Genomic DNA, 20,890 nt, shown 5'->3' with positions numbered 1-20,890 from the left:
CCACTGAGGTCCAACAGCACAAGCAGTAAAGGCGGTCCCGGGAGCAATCCCGGGACCGCCTTCTTGCTGTCCCTCGCGCTTACGTCCGAAGATGTGAGGGCTGCAGGCCACAGTTCTTCGGACGTAAGCGATGGAGCCGAGGATCCCAGGTGTGAATAACAATTGGACTATGACCCCGGCCGCGCCCTAGAGTCTGGCCCGGCGAGACCGAACCGCAGCGGAAGGAGCGACCGATGAATACTCTGACTTGTTTCCCGGCGCGACCGATCCGCTCGCACAGCTCGCACTGAGCGGAGCAGCGCGCCTCCTGCTGGAGGATTCGTGACCATCCGCACCACCGTCGAGGCCGATCTCGACACCATCCTTTCCCTGATCGAGCAGAAGTCGGTCAACACCGTCACGCTCGACCGCTACCGCGAGTACGTTGCCGACGGCTACTACCGCGACGACTGGACCTGGGTCGTCGAGGAAGACGGCCGGATCCTGGCTCTCGCCATCTGGTGGGGCGCCCCCGATGACGCCCACCCGTACAGCATCGACGGCCTGTACTACGCCGGCGACGGCGACCCGGTCCCGGTCTGGACGGCGCTGATCGAGCATGCCGTGAAGGCCCGCCCGGCCGATGCCGAGCCGCCGGAGTACCACTTCTTCCTGAACAGCGACTGGCGGGACCAGCCCGACGTGGTCGCCGCGCTCGAGCCACGCAGCCAGGCGGCCGCGGCGGCCGGGCTGACCGAGATCACCGACCGGCTGCGGTACGAGTGGAAGCCGGCGTACGGACTGCCGCCGCGGTCCACCCGGCTGCGGTTCGAGCCGGCCGACGACGAGGCCTTCGTGGACGTGCTCATGCGGGTCAGCGAGGGCAGCCTGGACGCGGCCACCGCGCGGGAGATCGCGCGGCTCGGGGTCGAGGGCGCGGCCCGCGAGGAACTCGACATGTACAAGTCGATGCCGGGCGACCGGTCCTGGTGGCGGCTCGGGTACGACGCCGACGGGAAACTGATCGGGTTCGCGATGCCGTCCGCCAACGCCGGCGGGCCGGTGGTCGGGTACCTCGGGGTCCTGCCCGAGCAGCGCGGGCACGGGTACAGCGACGACCTGCTGGCCGAGATCACCCACCTGCTCGCGGAGACGGGTGCCGAGCACATCCGGGCCGACACCGACTTCGGCAACGTCCCGATGGCCAAGAGCTTCGAACGCCTGGGATACCGGAACTTCGCCGTCCGCCGGGTGCTCTCCTTCCCGGAGGTCTGAAGGCTATCCCTCGGCGTACCCGACTGGGTGCGCCGAGGGGCAGACGGCGGGCGTTCCGGACCCCTATGCTCCCTGACATGTCAGAGAGCTCCGGGGGGAGTCGGGAGCAGGGGAGGCACGGCGGTGCGTGACATCGCGCTCATCCTGCACGTCGTGGCCGGCGTCGTCGCGATCGTGTTCGGCCCGTTGGCGATCGTCCTCACCCTGCGCCGGCACGGGTTGAACTGGGCCGGCGAGGTCTATCACTGGGCCATCGCGCTGGTCTGCGTGTCCGCACTCGTGATGGTGCCGTACGACTGGAGCGGGCTGTGGTTCTTCTGGCCGATCTCGATCGCGTCGTACCTGTTCGTGTACCTCGGCCAGCGGGCCGCCGAAGCGCCCGGCGGGTTGTGGTACCGCGGCGTACTGCGCGGCTACGGCGGCGGCTGGATCGCTTTGTGGACAGCGATCGTGGTGGTGAGCCTGCCGCACCAGCCGTGGTCGTGGGTGATCCCGATCGTGCTCGGCTCCGCCGTGATCGAGTGGCTCTGCTTCAAGCCACAGCCGGGCTGGACCCATCAGGCCCAGCCCGGCCATTGAGCCGTCAGCGCAGCGGCCGGAAGAAGGTCCGCAGATCACCGGCGAGCAGGTCCGGCACCTCCATCGCGGCGAAGTGACCGCCGCGCTCGTACTCCTTCCAGTGCTCGATCTTGCCGGCCGGATCGGCCAGGCTCTTGATCGCCGTCTCCGCACCGAACACCGCGACTCCGGTCGGCGGTCCCTGGACGTCACCCCAGCCACCTGAGTCCTGATGGGCGAGCATCGCCTTCCAGGCCTGGACTCCGTCGTAGACCGCGTGCGCCGACGACGCACCGGAGCCGGTGAACCAGTACAGGCTGACGTTGGTCAGCAACTGGTCCCGGTCGACGGCCTCTTCCGGCAACTTGTGGATCGGGTCGGTCCACTCTGCGAACTTCTCCACGATCCAGGCCAGCTGCCCGATCGGCGAATCGTTCAGCGAGTACGCCAGCGTCTGTGGCCGCGTCGACTGCAACACGAAGTACCCGAAGCCGTCGTCGAGCGACTTGTTGAACCGTTCCACCCGCGCCCGATCCGACTCCGACAGGCCCTCCGCCGAGAGCGGTCCTCCGAACGGCGCGCCCGCGCTCACCCCAGCCAGATGTGCGCCGACCACGTGCGCCGGATCCACCATCGGCAGCATCCCGGCAACCCCGGACCCCGCGTCCGTGCCGTGAGCGGCGTACCGCTCGTACCCGAGCCGGCTCATCAGCTCGGCCCACATCTGCGCCGTCCCGAAGAGGTTGAACCCACCGGGCCCGAGCGGCGTGGAGAACCCGTACCCAGGCAGCGACGGTACGACGACATGGAACGCGTCGGCCGGGTCACCGCCGTACGCCGCCGGATCGGTCAGCCGGCCGATCACCTGCTGGAACTCCACCGGCGACCCCGGCCACCCGTGCGTGAGAATCAGCGGCAACGCGTCCGGCGACGCCGACCGCTGGTGGAAGAAGTGGATGCGCTGACCGTTGATCTCGGTCGTGAACTGCGGGATCTCGTTCAGCGCGGCCTCCGCGGCCCGCCAGTCGTAGCCGTCGGCCCAGTATCCGGCGAGCTCCTTGAGGTAGGAGACCGGAACCCCGCGGCTCCAGTCGTCGACGGCCGGAGTGGCCGGCCACCGCGCCGCGGCCAGCCGCGACTTGAGGTCGTCCAGCTCCGCCTGCGGGATCTCGATCCGGAAGGGCCTGATATCCGTGTTCGTTGTCATGCCTTCAGGCTAGAAACGATTGCGGCGAGCTTCCTTCCGCAATGAATAACGAATCTGCGCGCGACAATGGTCAGGTGACGAGCAACTTCGACCGCTTCCTGGCTCAGCTTCCCGCCGCCGATGCCCAGCGTGGCCGCGCGCTGTTCCGCCCGGCCCGGGTCGAGCGCGGCGAGTTGCTGGTCCGGGCCGGGGACCGGCCGGAGCGCGTCGGGTTCGTCGAGCGCGGACTCTTCCGGCTCTACCAGACCGACGCGGCGGGGACCGAGCGTACGCTCGCGTTCCGCGCCGAGGGCGAGCTCGTCTGCGCCTACAGCGCGGCCCTGCGACAGGAGCCCTCCAGGCTGACCATCGAGGCCCTCGAGCCGGCCGACCTGATGATCGCTCCACGGTCGACGTACGACGCGTTGGTCCGGGTGAGCCTGGGCTGGCAGGCTCTCGTCGCCCGGCTGACCGAGGCGCTGTACCTGCGGGTCGAGCAACGCCAGACCGAGTTGCTCCTCGCCGACGCGACCGAGCGGTACCGGCTGTTCCTCGAAGGCCACGAGGACCTCGCCGGCCGGCTCACGCAACGCCAGATCGCGTCGTACGTCGGGATCACACCGGAGGCGCTCAGCCGGATCCGGCGGCGATTGATCTCGATCAACGACGACCGGCCCGCGGCTGCCTACGGTCAGGATCATGACGACGATGCGCGCGATGGCAACCGATCGAGTAGGCCCCGGAGCAGTCCTGCGGCCGCACACCCTGCCGGTGAAGGCACCCGCTGACGGCGAGGTCCTGATCAGGGTGATGGCCGCGGCGGTCAACCCCGCCGACCTCGGCATGCTGGCCGGCAACTACCGCTGGTACGACGAACTCCGGCTGCCGCTCGTGCCTGGGTACGACGTCGCCGGCGTGGTCGAGGGCGGCGACTGGGAGGCCGGGGCGGCGGTGATCGCCAGTACCGGTCACTCGCGGACCCAGGTCGGTGGCTTTGCCGAGTACGTGACGCTTCCCGTCGCACAGGTCGCCGCGGCACCGGCGAACCTCGACTGGACCGAGGCCGCCACGCTGCCACTCGCCGGGCTCACCGCCTACCAGGCGCTCGATCTCCTCGGCCTCGCAGCGGGCAGCACGCTGCTGGTCAACGGACCACGGGGAGCGGTCGGCCGATTCGCGACCGAACTCGCCGTCGCGCGCGGCATCACCGTCCTCACACCGGACCCGGGCGAGGCGCCGGCAGCGGACTCGGCCGGAGGACCGGCCTCGGGGTCGGCTGACGCTGCCCTCGACGTCGTCGGCGGGCCGCGGGCTCGCGCGGCCTTTGCGGCGGTGCACGACGGCGGTAGCTATGTCACCACCGTGCCGGAGTTCTGGGTCCCGGGTGGTCAGTTCACCGCGGACCGGGGCATCGAGCCCAGGATCGTCCGCGCCGAGCCCGATGGCCGCACGCTGGACCGTCTTGCCCGCGCCGCGGAAGCCGGTCACCTGACCGCGACCGTCGCCAAGACGCTCGCGCTGACGGACGCGGCGGACGCCCTCGACCTGCTCCAGGCCGGAGGCGTCCGCGGCAAACTCGTCCTGCTCCCGTGACCTGTCGGCCGCTTCTCGCCGGTCAGGCCTGGCCGGCCTGCTCTTCCGGGGTGGATTTGCGGACGACGAGACGCGTCCAGGCACCGACGTAGATCCGGTCGTCCGGATCCAGTTCCTGGCGCTGACCCGGGACGATCGGGTCCTCGGGGAGCGGTCCGGCGGCGGGAGCGACGTACGTGCCGTTGGAGGACTGCAGGTCCTCGACCCACCAGCGCTGGCCGTCGGTGGTGAGCTGGGCCTGACGGCGGCTCACCCCGGTGTCGTCACCGCAGTCGACCTCGGGCGAGATGCCGCGGCTCCGGGACGGCCGGCCGATCAGCACGCTCTTCTCGTTCAGCGGGATCACCACCGGCAGGCCGGGCGACGGACACGGGTCGTCGCTCTGCTGGACGGCGTACCAGTCGGGGTCGACCCAGCGTTCGACCACCCACTCGGCCACCTCCTTGGGCGCGGGCGGCACCGGCGGCGGGGCGGACAGGTCGAGTGACGAGGCCTGCCGCGGCATGGTGCCGGTGGTGAAGTCGTAGCCGCAGTTCTCGCAGAACAGGGCATCCGTGGCCGCCGGCTCCGAACAGTTCGGGCAGGTCTGGGCAGCCGGAGCCGTGGCCGTGGTGGCCGGCGCCGGCGCCGCGACGGCGGGGGCCGGCACCTGCGCGGCGGCCGGTGTGGCCGCGACGCCGATCGGCAGGCCGCAGACGTCGCAGTAGTCGGTCGAGACGGACGGGTGCCCGCTCGGACAGCTGACTGTCGTCATTTCTTCACCCGGGTGGTCTTGGTGGAGGCCGTGTCGAGTGCCATCTCGTCGGCTTTCTCGACCGTCCGCTTCAGCCGCACCGTACCCGCTTCCTGGTCGTCGATGTCGACGACCTTGCGCAGCCGGGTGGTCGCCTCCTCGTTGCCGGTCTGGGCAGCGAGCTGGACCGCGCGGCCGAGCTTTGTGGTCGCGGTCGCGGTGTCCCCCGCGGCCTTCGCGGCCAGGCCGTCCTGGATCGCCTCGGCCAGCTCGGTCTGGCCGGTGTAGTGCGCGACCTCCGGGCTGATCCGGGTGGTCAGCGCCTCGTCCGCCGACCACAGTGCCTTGACCAGGCCCTGCGCGACCACGTCGTCGCCGATCACGAGCTGCACCCGCGCGGCGAGCTGCTCCTGCCCGATTCCCTTCGCGGCCAGCCGGATCGCCACGTGGTAGTCGCGGGACTCGTCTCCCCACGAGCCGGTCGGGTACGAGCCGGTCAGCGGGTTGATCGCCGTACGGCGTGAGGTCAGGTCCTCGACCGTGGGCGCGACCTGCCGGACGAACAGCACCTCGGCGCCCTGCGGAGCCCAGACCCGCAGATCGGCCTGGGCGATGCCGCGGCTCATCGCGTTCTGGATCAGCTTGGAGAACTCGGCCGCCAGCTGTTCCCGGGCCGGGATGATGTCGACCGTGCCCAGGAGCGCCTGGGCGATCCGCCGTACCTCGTCGACCTGCCAGGCGACGCCGACACCGCGGCAGTCGCACTGGAACTGGCCGGTGACGGCCTGGATCGTCTGGGTCAGCACCTCGGGCGTCTCGTGCTGGTTCTCGCCGTCGGTGAGCAGGATGGCGTGCTTCTGGGTCAGCGACGGCACGGTCGCGAACACCCGCGAGGCCAGCCGCAGCCAGGTGCCCATCGCGGTCCCGCCGTCGGCGTAGAAGCGGGACACCGCGTCCTTGGCCGCCTGCCGGGTGAACTGGTCCATCCGCACCATCACCGGCTCCGGCGACGGCGGGAACGCCAGCTGGGCCCGGTCGTTGCCGGAGATCACCGCGAACCAGACCCCGTCGAGGATCTGGTCGAGCGCGGTCTGCGCGGCGTACGCGGCGGCCTGGACACCTTCGCGGCCCATCGAGCCGGAGGTGTCGACGATGATGATCTCGCCTGCGTCACCGCTGCCGGACTGCCCGGCCGAGCCGGCGCCACTGCAGTTCACCGTGACGATGGCGTGCACATCGGTTCCGCCGTCGGGCAGGAACTCGTTCTGGTAGACGGTGGCGGAGAACTCGGCCATCTCGGGTCCCTTTCCTAGAGCCGCGCCAGCGCGACGGTGATGTTGTCCTGGCCACCCTGGGCATTGGCCCAGTCGACCAAGGCGGACGCGGTGGCCATCGGGTCGCCACCGCTCGCCGCAGCGGTCTGACGTACGAGATCGGCCAGCGGTGCCGCCTCGGAGCAGTAGTTCCACAGTCCGTCCGAGCAAACCAGGATCCAGCCCGGCCCGGTCACCCGGAGCGTCGTCGTCCGTGGAGTGTGGTCCGGCGCGTCCTTGCCGAGCCAGCGGGTGATCGCATGCGCGTGTGGACCGGACTCCGCCTCCTCACGCGAGATGCCGGTGGCGATGAGCTCGGCGGCCCACGAGTCGTCCACAGTGAGCGCGACCGCCTCGGCCTCGTCCGGGAACCAGTACGCGCGACTGTCCCCGACGTTGCCGGCCACCAGCACACCGTCCTCCAGGATCGTCGCCACGAACGTACACGACGCCGGGTTGGGACTGTCCGGACTCGTGTTGTCCAGTACGGCGTCATTGGCCGCATCGGCAGCCGCCTCGAGCCGGGCCACCATCGCACTGCTCCGGGACGACTCGGTGCCCAGGCCTTGCGCGTGCCCGGCCGTCAGTACGTCGCGAGCAGCGCGGGACGCGGCCAGTGACGCGACATCCGAGTCGAGTGACGAGCTGACACCGTCACAGACGACCAGCAGCGCCCGGCTGCCCGGTTCGGGGTCGGCAGCGATGGCCAGCGCGTCCTCGTTGCGGCTGTGCCGGATGCCGCGGTCGCACACGCCGGCCACCCACGGGCTGGGCTGCTCGGTGTAGTGGTCCCGGACCTTGGCGGCCTTGGTGCCGCACGTCTCGCAGTAGCCCTCCGCACCGATGACGCCACCGCAGGACTGGCACGGACCTACCGGACTGGTCCCTGTCATGATCTCGACTGTCGGCTCGGTGTCGGTGTCCAAGGCGGGCGTGCTCGGGGTGCTGGGGCTGAGCTCGGCGCCGCAGGCCTCGCAGAAGCGATCGGCCTCGGACACCGGCCCGCCGCAGCTGGGGCAGACCGTCTGGGTCGTACTCGTCATCGCAACGTCCATCCTCGAACCTCGTTGGCCTGGTCGACCAGGGCGATCCGTTCCGGCCGGCTCTGCGCCTGGTCGGCCAGTTGCCGGTAGGTGGCCTCGAGCCCGTCCCGCAGGGCCGGCTCGGTGGCCTCCCGGCCGTCGATCCGCAGTCCTTCCTGCGGACCGGACTGCTGGACCTCGGCCAGCGCGGTCCGGAACACGTCCGCGGCCAGGTTGGCCCGGTCGACCGGGTCGATGGTCAGCGCGTCGATGCTGTCCATCGCCTGGGCGAGCGCGGGAAGGCCACGGCCCGATCCTGCCAGTAGTCCGGCCCGCTGGCGACGGGCCCGGACGTACGAGCCGCTGGTGCGGGGCACCAGGTCGAGTGCGGCGAGGGCGCCGTCGAGGTCGTTCCGCCGGGTGCGGATGTCGGCCAGGCCGAACGCCGAGGGGGCGATGTAGTTGGCGTCGGTCCGCGCACAGGTGAGGTAGAGGCCCTCGGCAACGTCGTACTCGCCGCTCTGCTCGCAGGCGATCGCCAGCGCGAGCTTCGGCCCGAGCTCACCCGGCACCTGGCCGTAGACGGCGTTGAACGCCGACTGGGCCGCGGCCGCGTCCCCGCGAGCCAGTGCGACCAGTCCGGCCATCCAGACTGCCCGCCACTCCCACGGATCCTCGGCCAGTAGGTCCGAGACCGCGGTGTCGACCATGTCGTAGCGGTCCTCGCCCACCTCGAGCGCAGCCTCGGCGATCTCCAGCAGGATCTGCGGGGACGACTCCGGCGCGTCCACGAGCAACTCGAGCCGCTTGCCCGGGTCCGGCACGCTGACCGTCTTGAGCCAGCCCGCCATCTTGTCGCTGTCGTCCGGCGCCAGCGAGGGCAGCTGCTGCCACGGTGCGGCCGTGTCACCCAGGCCCAGCGCCTTGTCGCCAGGAGTGCCGAACAGCAGCGACGACGCCGAGTGCTGCGCCGCCTTGTCGCCCTGTTTGTCCGCGACGATCTCCCGCAGTACGCCGAGCAGCTGCACGCGGAACTCGTCGGCCGACTGGAACCGGTCCGCCGGATCCTGGGCGCACGCCTTGAGCAGCAGCCGGTACACCGAGTCGTACTGCTGGAACAGCGGCACCTCGCCCACAGGCGGCAGCGAGGTGACGTACCGGGACTGGTAGCCGCGGAACTCCATCGCGAGCACGCACAGCGTCCGGCCGAGCGTGTAGATGTCGGAGGCAACGGATGGGCCGACCTCGGCGACCTCCGGCGCCTGGAAGCCGACGGTGCCGTAGATCGCGGAGTCCATGTCGTCGATCCGGCGGACACCGCCGAGGTCGATCAGCTTGACCGCGTCGCCGACCTGGATGATGTTGTCCGGCTTGAAGTCGCAGTACACCAGGCCGAGGTCGTGCAGGTACGAGAACGCCGGCAGGATCTCCAGCAGGTAGGCGATCGCCTGGTCGATCGGCAGCGCGTCGTACCGGCCGTTGTTGGCCGCCATCCGTTGCTTGAGCAACGTCTTCAGCGACGTGCCGCCGACGTACTCCATCACGATGTAGCCGGCGCCGTCGTGGGTGACGAAGTTGTAGATCTCCACGATCAGCGGGTGCTCGACCCGGGCCAGGAACTGCTGCTCGGCGATCGCGGCCGCGACGGCGTCCGGGTCCTCGGAGTTGAGCAGGCCCTTCAGCACCACCCAGCGGTCCGACACGTTCTTGTCCCGGGCCAGGTAGATCCAGCCGAAACCACCGTGCGCCAGGCAGCCGGCCACCTGGTACTGACCGCCGACCAGGTCGCCCGCCTGCAGCTTCGGCGAGAACGAGAAGCGGTTGCGGCACTTCGGGCAGAAGCCCTCGGTCCGGCCGGGCTGGCCGGCGCGGGACCGGCCGACCGGGTTGCCACAGTTCGGGCAGTTCCGGCGGTCCTCCGGCACCTGCGGGTTGACCAGGATCGCTTTGCTCGCGTCGATCGCGGGGATCGACGGTACGTGCGTCAGCCCGGCACCGAGCCGCGCTCCGCGCAGACGGGTGGACGACGTACCGAGCTTGCGGGTCAGCTTCGAGCCCGCCTGGGCGGCACGGGCCGAGCCGAGTGGTGTCGACGCGAGCCGGTTGGATGCGCGCGACACGGTCGACGGCGTACTGATCGGGTCGGGGTCGCTGGTCACGGCCGGTGCGCCGGAGACGGCGGAAGGGCTCGTGGTGCCGTCGGTCGCGGGGGAGCCGCAGATGTCGCAGTACCCGTCCACGATGCTGCCGGTGCAGCCGGGCTGGGTGCACGCGATGGTCGTCGTCATTTCGTCCCTCCGGTGGCTTCCAGGTAGGCCTGGTAGGCCGTCACGAGTGCGCCCAGGCGGGTCAGCTCGACCGGCTCCTGCTCGATCACCGCGCGGGCGCGCCGGTACAGCTCCGCGAGATCTTCGTTGCCTGGGGCAACGCTGCTCGCCTTCACCTGGTAGGCGTCCAGCAACGCCGCCAGCTCGTCACGGTGCGCCAGTGCCGCGCCGTACGCCGCCTGCGCCTGACCCAGCGCCCGTCGCACGGCGTCCAGCCGGCTCAGGTACTTCTCCAGCTCGGCCGGGGTGTTCGGCACCTGGCCGAGCGCGGTCACATCGGGTACGGCGAGCCGCGGAGCCGGTGTGACGGTGGCGACCGCCTTGTCGGCGAGGGCTCGGACCGCGGTGCCCTGCGCTTCCAGTTCACTGCGCAGCGAACGCGCCCGCGCGACGTCGGCGGCCCGCTCCTTGCGGGTCGCCGCGCCGACGATCAGGTCGCGCTCGGCCCGGGCCGCGTCGATCTCGAGCGGGCCGATCAGTCCGCCGATGTCCGCGCCCCGCTTGCTGCGCTCGGTCAGGTCGGTGACGCGGCGGTCGAGGTCGTGGTGCTCGGCGATCGCCGCGTTGCGAACGGTCGCCGGCTCCAGTTTGACGAGGTCGTTGATCCGTTCGACCTGCGCGCGCAGCTGCCGCAGGTGGGCGGCCAGGTCCCCGTCGCCCGGCTCCAGCGCCAGCTTGGCCCGCAGGCTGGACGCCAGCGCATCCGACAACTTGCATGCCTCAGGCAACGAAACCGCGAGCGATCCGCCGGCGCCGCCGGTGTCCAGACCGCCCCAGATCAGCGTCGAGATCCGCTCGGTCTCCTTGACTCCGACCCGCCCGGAATCCCACGTCACCAGGATCAGCTCGTACCGATCCGACACGGCCTTCCACACCGCCATGCTGAGCACGACATCCGCACTCAAGGCATCCGCGTCCGCCGAATGCAGAGCAGCCTGATCCAGCTCCTCCAACTCGGCCTTCCGCCGATCCCGCCAGGTCCCCAGCGCATCCAGGAAGGACAGCAGCTCCGCAGCCGGAACACTGCTCCCCATCCTCCCCGGCGGCGCCGGCGCGCTCACAGTCGGCGTACGAACAGTCATGACGGTGGGACCCGACCGTAAGCCGGCGCCGGGGGAGTCGCGGTGCCCAGAGAGCCGAACCACTTGTTGTAGGACTGCTGCCAGCGGCCGTCCTTCTTCATCTGCTCGAGCACGCCGTTCACGAACCGGACGAAGTCCACCTGGCCGGCGTTCATGCCGAGCCCGTACGGCTCGGCGCTGAACGCGGGTGCCGTGGTGACCCGCGCGTACGGGTCTTGCGCGACCTGACCGGCGAGGACGGTGTCGTCACCGGTGATGCCGACGGCCTTGCCTTGCTGGAAGAGCACGAGGCAACCGGTGGCGGTGTCCGCCGTGATCGGGATCACCTTCGGGTACTTCGTGCGCAGGTTGTCCAGGCTGGTCGAGCCGGCCGGCGCACAGACCGTCTGGCCGGAGAGCTCGTCCAGGCTCTGCACCGGCTTGCCGTTCGCATTCTTCAGATCGGTCCGGACCAGCAGTTTCTGGCCCGAGTGGTAGTACTCGGCGGAGAAGGCGATGTCCTTCCAGCGGGCGCAGGTGATCGTCATGTTCCGGGCGACGATGTCGACCGCCCCCGGCTTCCGCGGCGCCGTCAGTACGGGCAGGCGCTGCGGGGTCGAGATCACCCGCAGCTCGACCCGGTTCGGGTTCGTCTTGGCGTCGGGGAAGATCGCCTCCGCGACGGCGTTGACCATGTCGATGTCGAAGCCCTCGATCTTGCCGGTCAGCGGGTTCCGGGAGCCAAGGTTGAGGCTGTCCGCGGAGACACCGGCGACCAGGCGACCGTAGTCCTGGATCTTGCGCATCGTGCTGTCCGCCGGCATCTGGCCGGGCGGCGGCAACGGTCCTTCGGGCGCGTACGACTGCAACGCGTTGGTGCAGTCCTGGGGGGCCGGCGTCGCGGGCGGTGCCGTTGTCGCGGAGGGCTTCGCCGGGATTTCGGTGGCGGCGTAGTTGCCGGAGCTGCAGGCGGTGAGGAGGAGGGCGGCGGCTGCCGCGATCGGGATGAGCTTCTTCATCGGTATTCCTCCAGTCGCTGCGACATGCCCCAGACGACGAGCAGTGCAGCCACGATGCCGAGCGGCAAGCCGAGCCAGCCGATGGGCGGCAGGCCGCCGCGGGTGTTCGACAGCTCGGACGAGACCGTGTCGCTCGTCGACTGCAGTTCGTCGGTGGAGCTCTGGTCGAAGGACTTGAACGCTTCGACGGAGTTGTTGTCCTTCGTCGTACCCACGGCCATCGCGACGGCGTTGTCCCAGTTGCCATTGGTGTCGGCCTTGCGGACCTCGCCGTGGATTCTCTTGTACTCGTTCCAGCGGGTGGTCAGGTCGATGGCCGTGCCGGAGGACTTCTTCAGTTCGTCGTCGACGGTGGCGGACGCGGTGTTGTAGGCCTTGTCGAAGGCGTCGCCGGAGCCGCGGGCGATCAGGGTGAGGCTCTCGTTGGAGCGGGCGTCGTACGCCGCGATCCGGGCGCGAGACAAGGCCAGGGTCTTGGCGTAGGCGTCGTCGCGGGTGCTCGATGCATTGCCGGACGCACTGGACAGCGAGACGCCGCCGACGATGGTGGTCAGCAGAATGAGCAGGCCCCCGGCAGCGATCGGGATGTTGATGTAGCGGTGCGTACGGCGGGCCAGCCAGCGCAGCGTGATCACGAAGACCACCAGCGCGACCACGCCGCCGGCGACAACCCAGATCGTGCCGTACCTGACGCCGTCGAACTCGGTGTCGACGCGCTTCTCGTTGGCGTCCACCAGCGCGTTCACCAGCGGCAGGGAGTCGTTCTGCAGTACGGCGTTCGCGTCGCGCAGGTACTGCGATCCGATCGGCAGGCCCTGGCGGTTGTTCGCCCGGGCTTGCTCGATCAGGCCTTCGTACGTGACCAGCGTGGTGTTCAGCTCGCCCAGTGCCTTCTGGTCGGCCGGCTGGGCCGACGCGGCTGCCGAGATCAGGCGGGCCGCCGACGCCATCGAGTCAACGTAGTGCTGGCGCTGATCCGGCGGTTCGAGACCGCCGACGAGGAACGCGTTGGTGGCGTCGGCGTTGGCGCTGACCAGGTTGGTGTGGATCGCCTGGATGCGGACAACCTGGGCGGCGTTGGCCTTGGCGCGGTCGAGGGCACCGTCGGACTGACGGAAACCCTGCGCCGCGGCCAGGCCGAAGACGACGCTGACAGCCGCAGCCAGGACGAGGAAGGCGCGCATCCGGCCCGGTGTGCCCTCGAACCACGCGGCGACCAGACCCCGCACGCCGGGCTTCCGGGCGCTGGGGGCCGCCAATGTGGTGCTGCTGGACGGCGGGGCCGACGGCGACCGGGTCGCGGGCGGCGCACTCTGAGTCTGGGTCACGCCTCTCCTCCTTGCTCGTGCTCCGTTGCGTCCGAGGAAGTGAGGTCTACAGCCCTCGGTTCTTCGGACGTAACGGAGTCGACTGGCTCCTCGGTGAGGTCCTCGGCGAGGATCTGACGCAGTTGGTCCTTCGTCGGTGCCGTCACGTCGCGAAGCCTCCAGGCGTGCCGGCCGATGGCGGCCTCCAGCACGTTGCGCGCGAACCTCCCGTTACCGAACGAGTCGTCCCGTGGCGTGACGCCCAGGATCTCCCGGAACCTGTCCAACGCCTCCGGCACCAGCTCGTAGTCGGCGGCTTCGGCGAGCCCGGTGAGGATGTCGGTCAGCTCGTCGTCGCTGTAGTCGTCGAACGCGATCGTGGTCCGGAACCGGCTGGCCAGCCCCGGGTTCGCCGCGATGAACGCCTCCATCGGCTCGGGGTACCCGGCAACGATCACGACCAGGTCGTCGCGCCGGTCCTCCATCTCCTTGACCAGCGTATCGACCGCTTCCCGCCCGTACTGGTCGGCGCCCGTGTCACCCGAGGTCAGGCTGTACGCCTCGTCGATGAACAGCACCCCGCCGGCCGCGGACGCGACCACCTCGGCCGTCTTCGTCGCGGTCTGGCCGAGATACCCGGCGACCAGCTCGGACCGGTCGACCTCGACCAACTGCCCCTTCGACAACAGCCCGAGTGCCTTGTAGATCCCGCTCACCAGCCGCGCCACCGTGGTCTTGCCCGTGCCGGGATTCCCCACGAACACGAGATGCCGCGTGATCGTCGGACTCTTCAGCCCCGCTTCGGCCCGCAGCTTCTCCACCCGCAGTACGGCGACCTGCCGGTGCACCTCCCGCTTCACCCGAGCCAACCCGGTCAGCTCGTCGAGCTCCGCCAGCAACTCTTCAACCGATTTGGCAGGTTCTTCAGGCTTCTCTTCGACAGGAGTCTGCGGTGTGCTCTGGACTGTCGGCGTCGTAGCGACCTGCAGCGGGCGGGCGTCCGCAGCCTGCAGTTGCGCCGCTGCTGCCACCGACGCGTTACCTACGACCCGCATGGTGGGTTCGCCCAGCGTGCAGGCCGCCGAGGCCACCTCGGCCAGCGCCTCGGCGTAAGCAGCCTTCTCTGTCGAGCCTTCGGCGATCAGCTCGGTCAGCACGGCGGTCGGCGCACCACGCCAGCGACGACCGCGTACGGCGGCATCGAAGAAGTCCTGTGTCGTCGCACCCGGGCTGGCCTTGGCCCAGTCCGCGGGCGCACCCGGAGCTGACTCCGCCAACGCGGCGGCCAGCGACAGCCCCTCCGCCTGGGCCGTCCGCTCGGCGACACCCGCACGAGCAGCCACGGCAAGCAGCTCCGACACTGCTTCCGAGAGTGACCTTCCCCCCGCGCCGCTCATGACCCTCCCCGTCCAGGTGGTGGTGCCAGTGGTCCCGCCGGGCCGATGTCCGGTGGTGGTGTCGACGCCGTCGGGCCGATGGCCAGGCCTCCGCCGGTCGAACCGGTGCCGAACTTCTCCTGCAGGAACCGGCCGTGGGCGATCAGCGCCGCCGCGTCGGCCCGGTTCACCGCGTCGAACACCTTGTCCATCGTCGCGGCCAAGAGGTCCAACTGGTCGATCAGGATCATCAGTGACGTCTTGCCCCGGTCCACCGGCCGCGTGTCCGCCCACTGCCGCGGCAGCCGCAGATACCCACCGATCGCTTCCGGCAGATAGTCCGTCGCCGTCGCCATCACGGAGTACGCCTGCGCACTCCCACCGAGATTGCCGAGCCGCGGGATCGTGTCCCGCACGGTCCGGACCACCCGGCCGACCCGTGATGCGACCACCGCCGGTACGGCGCCGTCCGCGACCAACTGCTCGACGCGCACGAGCGCCGCCAGCAGGTCGTCATTCGTCGGTGCGCGGGGAGACGGGGCAGGCTCGGGCTCCTGCTTGCGGCCGGTCAGCCGCGCCAAGAAGTCACCGAGTGTCATGCAGTTCCCTGTCCCCCAGTTGACTCTGCGTCAGCGACCGAGGTCGAGGTCGAGACTGCCGTGGACGACCCGCTGGTCCTGCTTTTCGACCCGCTCCAGGTAGCTGCGGGACTTCGTCACTTCGGTCTCCAGCGTGCCGATGGTGGCGGCCATGTTGTCCAGCGCCTCCACCTTGAACGTGTCGATCGCGTCCATGGTCGCGTAGATGTTCGCGAACGCGGCCTGCAGTTGCGGCAGCCCGATCGTCGCCGACGCGGCCTGCTGCTGGATCGCCACCGAGTTGTCGCGCAGCATCTCCGAGGTCCGCTCGATCATCCCGCTGGTGGTCGTGTTCAGTGCGGTGATCTGGTCCAGCACCAGCTTCTGGTTGCTCAGCGCCTGCGCCACGATGACCGCTGTACGCAAGGCCGAGACGGTGGTCGTCGACGCGCGGTCGACGCCCTTGATCAGCTCGATGTTGTTCTTGATCACGATGTCGATGGCCAGGTAGTTCTGGATCGACACGGCCAGCTGGGTGAGCAGGTCCTGGTGCTTCTGCCGGACGTAGAACAGCACGTCCTCGCGGAACGCCTTCGCCTTGTCCGGGTTCGTCGCCGACAGGTCGGCGATCGCCGCGGCCAACCGGGCGTCCAGGCGCTCGGCGACGTACACGTACTGGTTCAGCCGGCCCATCGCGTCCCAGAGCTGCTGCTTCTCCAGGTTCAGCGCGGCGTTGTCCTTGCCGAGCTCGTCCTGGCCGTTGCGCAGCGCGTGCAGGATGCCCTCGAGGTGATTCTGCGCGCTCTGGTACTTGCGGAAGTAGTCCTCGATCTTGTCCCCGAAAGGGATCAGCCCGAGCAGCTTCTTCGAGCCGGTGGCTGCCTTCGGGTCCAGGTCCTCGACCGTACGACGAAGGTCCAGCAGCGTCTGGCCGACGGTCGAACCCTCGGACAGTCCGCCGCTCTGCAACGCGCGGACCGGCGACTGGAGCAGGCGGTTCGAGCTGTCGGCGGCGGCGCGGATGTCGACGTCGCCCATGCTCCGGACGTCAGTGGCCTTGGCCGCGAACTCCGGCGACCGCGGCTCGGCTGCCATCAACGAGGTGAGGAACATGTCGACCTTCGCGTCGAGCCCGGGCAGCGCGGCCGCATCCACGGCGGGCGCCAGGCTCGGGGCAGCCGTCGCGGCGACCGGCTGTGACGGCGGCGGCGCGGTCAGTATCAGTCCAGGAGCCGTAGCCGTCGGCGGCTGCAACGGCGCGATCGCCGGCTGCGCAGCGGCCGGTGCGCCTGCTGTGTTGTCTGCTTCGGTCATCGTCGTTCCCCTCCGGTGGCCTCCGCGAGGCATCCCCTCGCCCGCGCGCTGTCACCTCCGTGACGCGCAGCCAATCTAGTCGGTTCCAGGTCCCCATGGAGTCCCCGTTGCCTACTCGTTGTTAGCTGCGACGGTAGCCAACGAAGGTGAAGCCGTCGTGGGGGTCTCGGCTGGTTTCGGTCCAGGCGGCGTGGTCGAGGGACGGGAAGGTGACGTCGCCGGTGGGGGACTGGTCGACCTCGGTGAGTTCCAGGCGGTCGGCGTACGGGAGGGCCTGGCGGTAGATCTCGCCGCCGCCGGCTACGTAGAGGTCACCGTCGTACTTGAGGGCCTCTTCGAGGGTGTGGGCGACGTCGACGCCGTCGGCGGACCAGGCGGGCTGGCGGGTGACGACGACGGTACGGCGGCCGGGCAGCGGTCGGCCGATCGAGTCGTAGGTCTTGCGGCCCATCACCAGCGTGTGGCCGAGCGTGAGCGCCTTGAAGTGCTGCAGGTCCTCGCGGATGCGCCAGGGCAGATCGTTGTCCCGCCCGATCACCCCGTTCCGGCCAACCGCGGCGATGAGGATCACGGTCATACGGCGATGGGCGCCTTGATCCCGGGGTGCGGGTCGTAGCCGATCAGCTGGACGTCCGCGATCTCGTAGGAGTCGATCGAGTCACGCTGCGTCAGTTGGAGCGTCGGCAGCAGCCGGGGCTCGCGGGTGAGCTGCAGGCGGGCCTGGTCCAGGTGGTTCACGTACAGGTGCGCGTCACCGAGCGTGTGGACGAAGTCGCCGACCTCGAGCCCGGTCTGCTGCGCGACCATGTGGGTGAGCAGCGCGTACGACGCGATGTTGAACGGGACTCCGAGGAAGATGTCGGCCGACCGCTGGTACAGCTGGCAGGACAGCCGGCCCTCGGCGACGTAGAACTGGAACATGGTGTGACACGGCGGCAACGCCATGCCGTCCACGTCCGCGACGTTCCACGCGTTCACGATGTGCCGGCGCGAGTCCGGGTTGTTCTTGATCGACTCGATCACGCCCGCGATCTGGTCCACGTGCCGGCCGTCCGGCGTCGGCCAGGACCGCCACTGGTAGCCGTACACCGGGCCGAGCTCACCGTCCGCGTCGGCCCACTCGTCCCAGATCGAGATGTTGTTCTCGTGCAGCCACTTGATGTTCGTCGAGCCGCTGAGGAACCAGATCAGCTCCCCGATCACCGACCGCAGATGCAGCTTCTTCGTCGTCACCGCCGGGAACCCGGCCCGGAGGTCGTACCGCGACTGGTGCCCGAACACACTCAGCGTGCCCGTCCCGGTGCGGTCCCCCTTCTCCACCCCGTTGTCCAGCACGTGCCGTACGAGGTCCAGGTACTGCTGCATGCCGGCAACGCTACCTGGTGCGGACGTCCAGGCCATCACAATCGCGATCGCGCGTCGTGTCTACGCGGAGAGAGCGGCCGGACCGGGCCGTTGTGATGGCCTGGAGTTCCGGGCTGGCAGACTCGCGGGGTGGACGAGTACGTGCTGACGCTGGTGGTGCGGGTCGAGAAGGGCGCGCGGCCGGCGCAGACCGATGCACTGGAGACAGCGGCGCGGGCGGTGCTCGCGATCCTGGCCGACGAGCGGTCGACCGGCGAGGGGGAGTGGGCCGGGGCGATGCATGCCTGGCAGGACGACCGGATCCGGAAGATCGTCAAACGCGCTCGCGGCGCCGAGTGGCGCCGCGCCGAGGGGATACCCGGGATCACGGTCACCGGAACTGGAGCGGGTGCCGAGGCCCCGGTGGATGCCGAGGAGCCGGCGGTTGTGGCGGAGGTTCGGGTGTTTCCGCCGACGCCGATGGACGACGTACCGGCGGAGTTCGCCAACCTGCAGGTCAGCGGGACCGATTTCACAGACTTCGGCGAAGTGCCGCCGCCCGAGCCCGGCGTACCGGTGTTGTGGATCAATCCGGAGCTGGAGATGTCGAGCGGGAAGGCGATGGCGCAGTGTGGCCATGCGGCGCAGCTCGCCTGGTGGGAGTTGTCAGCGGAGGCCCGCAAGGACTGGATGGCGAGTGAGTTCGCACTGGCAGTTCGGACGGCGAGCCCTGCGCAGTGGCGGCGGCTGTTGACCAGCGGTCTGCCGGTGGTCCAGGACGCGGGCTTCACCGAGGTGGCGCCCGGGTCCCGGACCGTGATCGCGGCTCATCCTTTGCTGACCCGGTAGTGCAGGTGGGTGACCCGGTCACCCTCGATGATCTCCGGGTCGTCGAGCAGGATCTGCTCGCCGGCGTAGTCACCGAAGAACTTCTTGCCGGTGCCGAAGATCACCGGGACGAGGTTGTACGAGAGCTCGTCGATCAGGCCGGCTCGTAGCGCCTGGCCGGTCAGGTTCCCGGCGGCGAGCGAGATGTCCTGATCACCAGCGAGCTCCTTGGCCTTCGCGACGGCCTCCTCGATCCCGCTGACGAAGGTGAACGGCGCATCGGGGAACGGCCAGTCGGTAGGCGGCTCGTGGGTGACGACGACGACATGCTGCCCGAACGGCGGGACGCCTTCCCAGCCGTTGGTGATATCGAACAGGCGCCGCCCGCACAACACCACGCCGACCTTCCTCCAAGCCGTGTTGACGTAGTCCGCACTCGCCGGACTGACGTGGAACGGCCGCCCCGGGTCGGTCCCGTACAGCTCGACCGGGCCGTTGTTGTACCAGTCGAACAGCGGTCCGACACCGTCCTCGGTATCCGCGACGAAGCCGTCCAGCGAGACCACGGCGGCGGCGATGACGTTGCCCATGGCTACTTTTCCTTCACGACTCGATAGGTGAGGTGCTGCGCGGCCGGCGTCGAGATGCACTCGACCAGCTCCAGCCCGACCGCCGGCCCGGCCTCGGCCGGGAACAGCCGGGTGCCGTCGCCGAGTACGACGGTTGCTACGTGCAACCGCAGGACGTCGGCCAGCCCGGCGGCGAGGACCTCGTGGCAGATCTGCCCGCCACCCATCACGACCACTTCCTTGCCTCCGGCAACCTTCGCGGCCTGGCGGACCGCGCTCTCCACGCCGTCGGTGACGAAGTGGAAGCGATCGCCGAGCCGGGGATTCGCGGGCACGGAGTGGGTGACGACAAAGACCGGTGGATTCACCTCGCCGGTCGGCTTGGCGCCGTACCCCATCTCGTCGCTCCAGCCGCCCGGGGCGTCGATGATGTCGAACAGGTTCCGGCCCTGGACGACAGCGCCGGTGGCCTCGAAGGCGGCGTCCAGTACGGCGCGATCCGCGTCGTTGCCGTGGAAGACCCAGTCGTGCAGGGCCATGCCGCCGTCGCCTAGGCCGTTGCCGAGACCGACGTTCGGCCCGGTGACGTACCCGTCCAGCGACAGGGAGATGTCGATGACGACGTCGCTCATCGGTCAGCCCTCCTTCGCGACGAGCTCGGCGAGGCGGTCCATCGACTCGCGGATGCCGTGCTCCATGCCGTACTCGATCGACTGGTCGCGGCTCTCCACCGAGGAGAACACCGACTGCTGGTGCAGGCGGACGCCGGTCTCGGTCGGTTCGAGGGTCATCTTCTCCAGGCAGACCTCGCCCGGAGCGCCTTCCCACTCGAAGGTCTGGATGATCAGCTTGTCCTGTTCGACGGTGTGGAAGACCCCGCGGAAGGCGTACTCGCCGGAGTCGTCGCGGTGGATGTAGCGGTACGTCCCACCCGGGCGTACGTCGTACTTCTCGATGGTGGCGTCGAGGTCACGCGGGCCGAGCCAGGCGGCGACCAGGTCGGGGTCGGTGCAGATCCTGAACAGCTGGGCCGGGGTGGCGTCGAACTCGCGTGTCACCTCGACGAACGGCGTACCGGCGGGGGTGTTGATGATCGTGTCGCTCATTGCTCCTGCTCCTTCACGGTTTTGATTACTGCGTCCATCCGGCGGAACCGGCGTTCGGTCTCGAGCCGGTACTCGTCGATCCAGCTCGTCAATGCTTCGAGGGCGGCCGGGACCAGGTGGCAGGGGCGGCGTTGCCCGTCCCTGGTCCGGGTGATCAGCCCGGCGGCCTCGAGCACCTGGATGTGCCGCGACACCGCCTGCTTGGTGATCGGGAACGGTTCGGCCAGCTCGTTCACGGTGGCCGGCCCGCGGGACAGTCGCGCGATCATCGCTCGCCGGACCGGGTCGCCGAGCGCGGTGAACGCCCGGTCGAGCTGGTCGTCGTCAACTGGCATGTTTATCAACCACTCCCTTGATCAACCGACAGGTTGACAATAGCCACGGGCCGCCTCGCCGTCAACC

General features: G+C 69.6%; 22 protein-coding genes. 5 read left to right on the top strand and 17 right to left on the bottom strand.

Annotated features, from left to right (window positions below; all coding sequences use genetic code 11):
- Nucleotides 1–321: 321 nt before the first annotated feature.
- Together OG555_RS06990 and OG555_RS06985 are read left to right on the top strand one after the other, a co-directional pair.
- A complete protein-coding gene (locus OG555_RS06990) occupies nt 322–1,254 on the top strand; it encodes a GNAT family N-acetyltransferase (protein WP_329481998.1) in 933 nt (310 codons plus the stop codon).
- A gap of 123 nt (nt 1,255–1,377) precedes the next feature.
- Nucleotides 1,378–1,833 (top strand): hypothetical protein, encoded by a 456-nt coding sequence (locus tag OG555_RS06985; protein WP_329481997.1) that lies wholly within the window; start codon nt 1,378–1,380, stop codon nt 1,831–1,833.
- 4 nt (nt 1,834–1,837) lie between these two features.
- Here the strand turns inward: OG555_RS06985 and OG555_RS06980 are convergent, their stop codons facing one another.
- Complete coding sequence (locus OG555_RS06980; protein WP_329481996.1) at nt 1,838–3,019, bottom strand: epoxide hydrolase family protein; 1,182 nt, start codon at nt 3,017–3,019, stop codon at nt 1,838–1,840.
- Between the two features lie 74 nt (nt 3,020–3,093).
- On the opposite strand from OG555_RS06980, the gene OG555_RS06975 reads away from it, so the two are divergent.
- Together OG555_RS06975 and OG555_RS06970 are read left to right on the top strand one after the other, a co-directional pair.
- Entirely contained in the window at nt 3,094–3,786 is a 693-nt protein-coding gene (locus OG555_RS06975; protein WP_329481995.1) for a Crp/Fnr family transcriptional regulator, read from the top strand.
- Complete coding sequence (locus tag OG555_RS06970) at nt 3,698–4,591, top strand: NADP-dependent oxidoreductase (RefSeq protein ID WP_329481994.1); 894 nt, start codon at nt 3,698–3,700, stop codon at nt 4,589–4,591. Before OG555_RS06975 ends, OG555_RS06970 begins: the two co-directional genes overlap by 89 nt.
- A gap of 22 nt (nt 4,592–4,613) precedes the next feature.
- On the opposite strand, the gene OG555_RS06965 is transcribed toward OG555_RS06970, so the two are convergent.
- The 12 genes from OG555_RS06965 to OG555_RS06910 all read right to left on the bottom strand — a co-directional run bounded on the left by OG555_RS06965 (nt 4,614) and on the right by OG555_RS06910 (nt 18,006).
- Entirely contained in the window at nt 4,614–5,345 is a 732-nt protein-coding gene (locus OG555_RS06965; RefSeq protein WP_329481993.1) for an FHA domain-containing protein, read from the bottom strand.
- The gene (locus tag OG555_RS06960) at nt 5,342–6,619 is read right to left on the bottom strand and encodes a vWA domain-containing protein (RefSeq protein ID WP_329481992.1); all 1,278 of its coding nucleotides are present in this window, start codon (nt 6,617–6,619) and stop codon (nt 5,342–5,344) included. Before OG555_RS06960 ends, OG555_RS06965 begins: the two co-directional genes overlap by 4 nt.
- A 14-nt stretch (nt 6,620–6,633) precedes the next feature.
- Entirely contained in the window at nt 6,634–7,692 is a 1,059-nt protein-coding gene (locus tag OG555_RS06955) for a PP2C family serine/threonine-protein phosphatase (protein WP_329481991.1), read from the bottom strand.
- Complete coding sequence (locus OG555_RS06950; RefSeq protein ID WP_329481990.1) at nt 7,677–9,947, bottom strand: serine/threonine-protein kinase; 2,271 nt, start codon at nt 9,945–9,947, stop codon at nt 7,677–7,679. Before OG555_RS06950 ends, OG555_RS06955 begins: the two co-directional genes overlap by 16 nt.
- Entirely contained in the window at nt 9,944–11,068 is a 1,125-nt protein-coding gene (locus OG555_RS06945) for a hypothetical protein (protein WP_329481989.1), read from the bottom strand. Before OG555_RS06945 ends, OG555_RS06950 begins: the two co-directional genes overlap by 4 nt.
- Complete coding sequence (locus OG555_RS06940; protein WP_329481988.1) at nt 11,065–12,066, bottom strand: glutamate ABC transporter substrate-binding protein; 1,002 nt, start codon at nt 12,064–12,066, stop codon at nt 11,065–11,067. Before OG555_RS06940 ends, OG555_RS06945 begins: the two co-directional genes overlap by 4 nt.
- Nucleotides 12,063–13,394: a hypothetical protein gene (locus OG555_RS06935; protein WP_329481987.1), complete on the bottom strand. Its 1,332-nt coding sequence runs from the start codon at nt 13,392–13,394 to the stop codon at nt 12,063–12,065. The genes OG555_RS06940 and OG555_RS06935 overlap by 4 nt, the downstream gene beginning before the upstream one ends.
- Nucleotides 13,391–14,734: an AAA family ATPase gene (locus OG555_RS06930; RefSeq protein WP_329481986.1), complete on the bottom strand. Its 1,344-nt coding sequence runs from the start codon at nt 14,732–14,734 to the stop codon at nt 13,391–13,393. Before OG555_RS06930 ends, OG555_RS06935 begins: the two co-directional genes overlap by 4 nt.
- 32 nt (nt 14,735–14,766) lie before the next feature.
- A complete protein-coding gene (locus tag OG555_RS06925; protein ID WP_329481985.1) occupies nt 14,767–15,348 on the bottom strand; it encodes a hypothetical protein in 582 nt (193 codons plus the stop codon).
- 30 nt (nt 15,349–15,378) lie between these two features.
- Nucleotides 15,379–16,641, bottom strand: coding sequence for a toxic anion resistance protein (locus OG555_RS06920; RefSeq protein ID WP_329481984.1), 1,263 nt, complete (start codon nt 16,639–16,641; stop codon nt 15,379–15,381).
- 121 nt (nt 16,642–16,762) lie between these two features.
- On the bottom strand, nt 16,763–17,218 hold the full coding sequence (locus tag OG555_RS06915; protein WP_329481983.1) for a dihydrofolate reductase: 456 nt from the start codon (nt 17,216–17,218) through the stop codon (nt 16,763–16,765).
- A complete protein-coding gene (locus tag OG555_RS06910; protein WP_329481982.1) occupies nt 17,215–18,006 on the bottom strand; it encodes a thymidylate synthase in 792 nt (263 codons plus the stop codon). Before OG555_RS06910 ends, OG555_RS06915 begins: the two co-directional genes overlap by 4 nt.
- Nucleotides 18,007–18,135: 129 nt before the next feature.
- Here OG555_RS06910 and OG555_RS06905 point away from each other — a divergent pair, with 129 nt between their 5' ends.
- Nucleotides 18,136–18,834, top strand: a complete 699-nt coding sequence (locus OG555_RS06905) for an aminoacyl-tRNA hydrolase (protein WP_329481981.1) — start codon at nt 18,136–18,138, stop codon at nt 18,832–18,834.
- Here OG555_RS06905 and OG555_RS06900 read toward each other — a convergent pair.
- Genes OG555_RS06900 through OG555_RS06885 form a run of 4 tightly spaced genes read right to left on the bottom strand, consistent with a single transcriptional unit; the run spans nt 18,813 to nt 20,823 of the window.
- Nucleotides 18,813–19,403 carry a dihydrofolate reductase family protein gene (locus OG555_RS06900; protein ID WP_329481980.1) on the bottom strand — a complete coding sequence of 197 codons (591 nt, stop codon included), beginning with the start codon at nt 19,401–19,403 and terminating at the stop codon, nt 18,813–18,815. The genes OG555_RS06905 and OG555_RS06900 overlap by 22 nt on opposite strands.
- A gap of 2 nt (nt 19,404–19,405) precedes the next feature.
- Entirely contained in the window at nt 19,406–20,014 is a 609-nt protein-coding gene (locus OG555_RS06895) for a dihydrofolate reductase family protein (RefSeq protein WP_329481979.1), read from the bottom strand.
- A 3-nt stretch (nt 20,015–20,017) separates the two neighbouring features.
- Entirely contained in the window at nt 20,018–20,488 is a 471-nt protein-coding gene (locus tag OG555_RS06890; protein ID WP_329481978.1) for an SRPBCC domain-containing protein, read from the bottom strand.
- Complete coding sequence (locus OG555_RS06885) at nt 20,485–20,823, bottom strand: ArsR/SmtB family transcription factor (RefSeq protein ID WP_329481977.1); 339 nt, start codon at nt 20,821–20,823, stop codon at nt 20,485–20,487. Before OG555_RS06885 ends, OG555_RS06890 begins: the two co-directional genes overlap by 4 nt.
- Between the last annotated feature and the right edge of the window lie 67 nt (nt 20,824–20,890).

Origin of the sequence: Kribbella sp. NBC_01484, from assembly GCF_036227145.1 — a bacterium.
Taxonomy (GTDB): Bacteria; Actinomycetota; Actinomycetes; order Propionibacteriales; family Kribbellaceae; genus Kribbella.
This window is presented reverse-complemented; position numbering and strand designations above follow the sequence as displayed.

Coding starts and splice junctions, on each gene's coding strand:
- OG555_RS06980 (WP_329481996.1), bottom strand. CDS start 3,019: ATGACAACGAACACGGATATCAGGCCCTTCCGGATCGAGATCCCGCAG.
- OG555_RS06970 (WP_329481994.1), top strand. CDS start 3,698: ATGACGACGATGCGCGCGATGGCAACCGATCGAGTAGGCCCCGGAGCA.
- OG555_RS06965 (WP_329481993.1), bottom strand. CDS start 5,345: ATGACGACAGTCAGCTGTCCGAGCGGGCACCCGTCCGTCTCGACCGAC.
- OG555_RS06960 (WP_329481992.1), bottom strand. CDS start 6,619: ATGGCCGAGTTCTCCGCCACCGTCTACCAGAACGAGTTCCTGCCCGAC.
- OG555_RS06955 (WP_329481991.1), bottom strand. CDS start 7,692: ATGGACGTTGCGATGACGAGTACGACCCAGACGGTCTGCCCCAGCTGC.
- OG555_RS06950 (WP_329481990.1), bottom strand. CDS start 9,947: ATGACGACGACCATCGCGTGCACCCAGCCCGGCTGCACCGGCAGCATC.
- OG555_RS06945 (WP_329481989.1), bottom strand. CDS start 11,068: ATGACTGTTCGTACGCCGACTGTGAGCGCGCCGGCGCCGCCGGGGAGG.
- OG555_RS06940 (WP_329481988.1), bottom strand. CDS start 12,066: ATGAAGAAGCTCATCCCGATCGCGGCAGCCGCCGCCCTCCTCCTCACC.
- OG555_RS06925 (WP_329481985.1), bottom strand. CDS start 15,348: ATGACACTCGGTGACTTCTTGGCGCGGCTGACCGGCCGCAAGCAGGAG.
- OG555_RS06920 (WP_329481984.1), bottom strand. CDS start 16,641: ATGACCGAAGCAGACAACACAGCAGGCGCACCGGCCGCTGCGCAGCCG.
- OG555_RS06915 (WP_329481983.1), bottom strand. CDS start 17,218: ATGACCGTGATCCTCATCGCCGCGGTTGGCCGGAACGGGGTGATCGGG.
- OG555_RS06910 (WP_329481982.1), bottom strand. CDS start 18,006: ATGCAGCAGTACCTGGACCTCGTACGGCACGTGCTGGACAACGGGGTG.
- OG555_RS06900 (WP_329481980.1), bottom strand. CDS start 19,403: ATGGGCAACGTCATCGCCGCCGCCGTGGTCTCGCTGGACGGCTTCGTC.
- OG555_RS06895 (WP_329481979.1), bottom strand. CDS start 20,014: ATGAGCGACGTCGTCATCGACATCTCCCTGTCGCTGGACGGGTACGTC.
- OG555_RS06890 (WP_329481978.1), bottom strand. CDS start 20,488: ATGAGCGACACGATCATCAACACCCCCGCCGGTACGCCGTTCGTCGAG.
- OG555_RS06885 (WP_329481977.1), bottom strand. CDS start 20,823: ATGCCAGTTGACGACGACCAGCTCGACCGGGCGTTCACCGCGCTCGGC.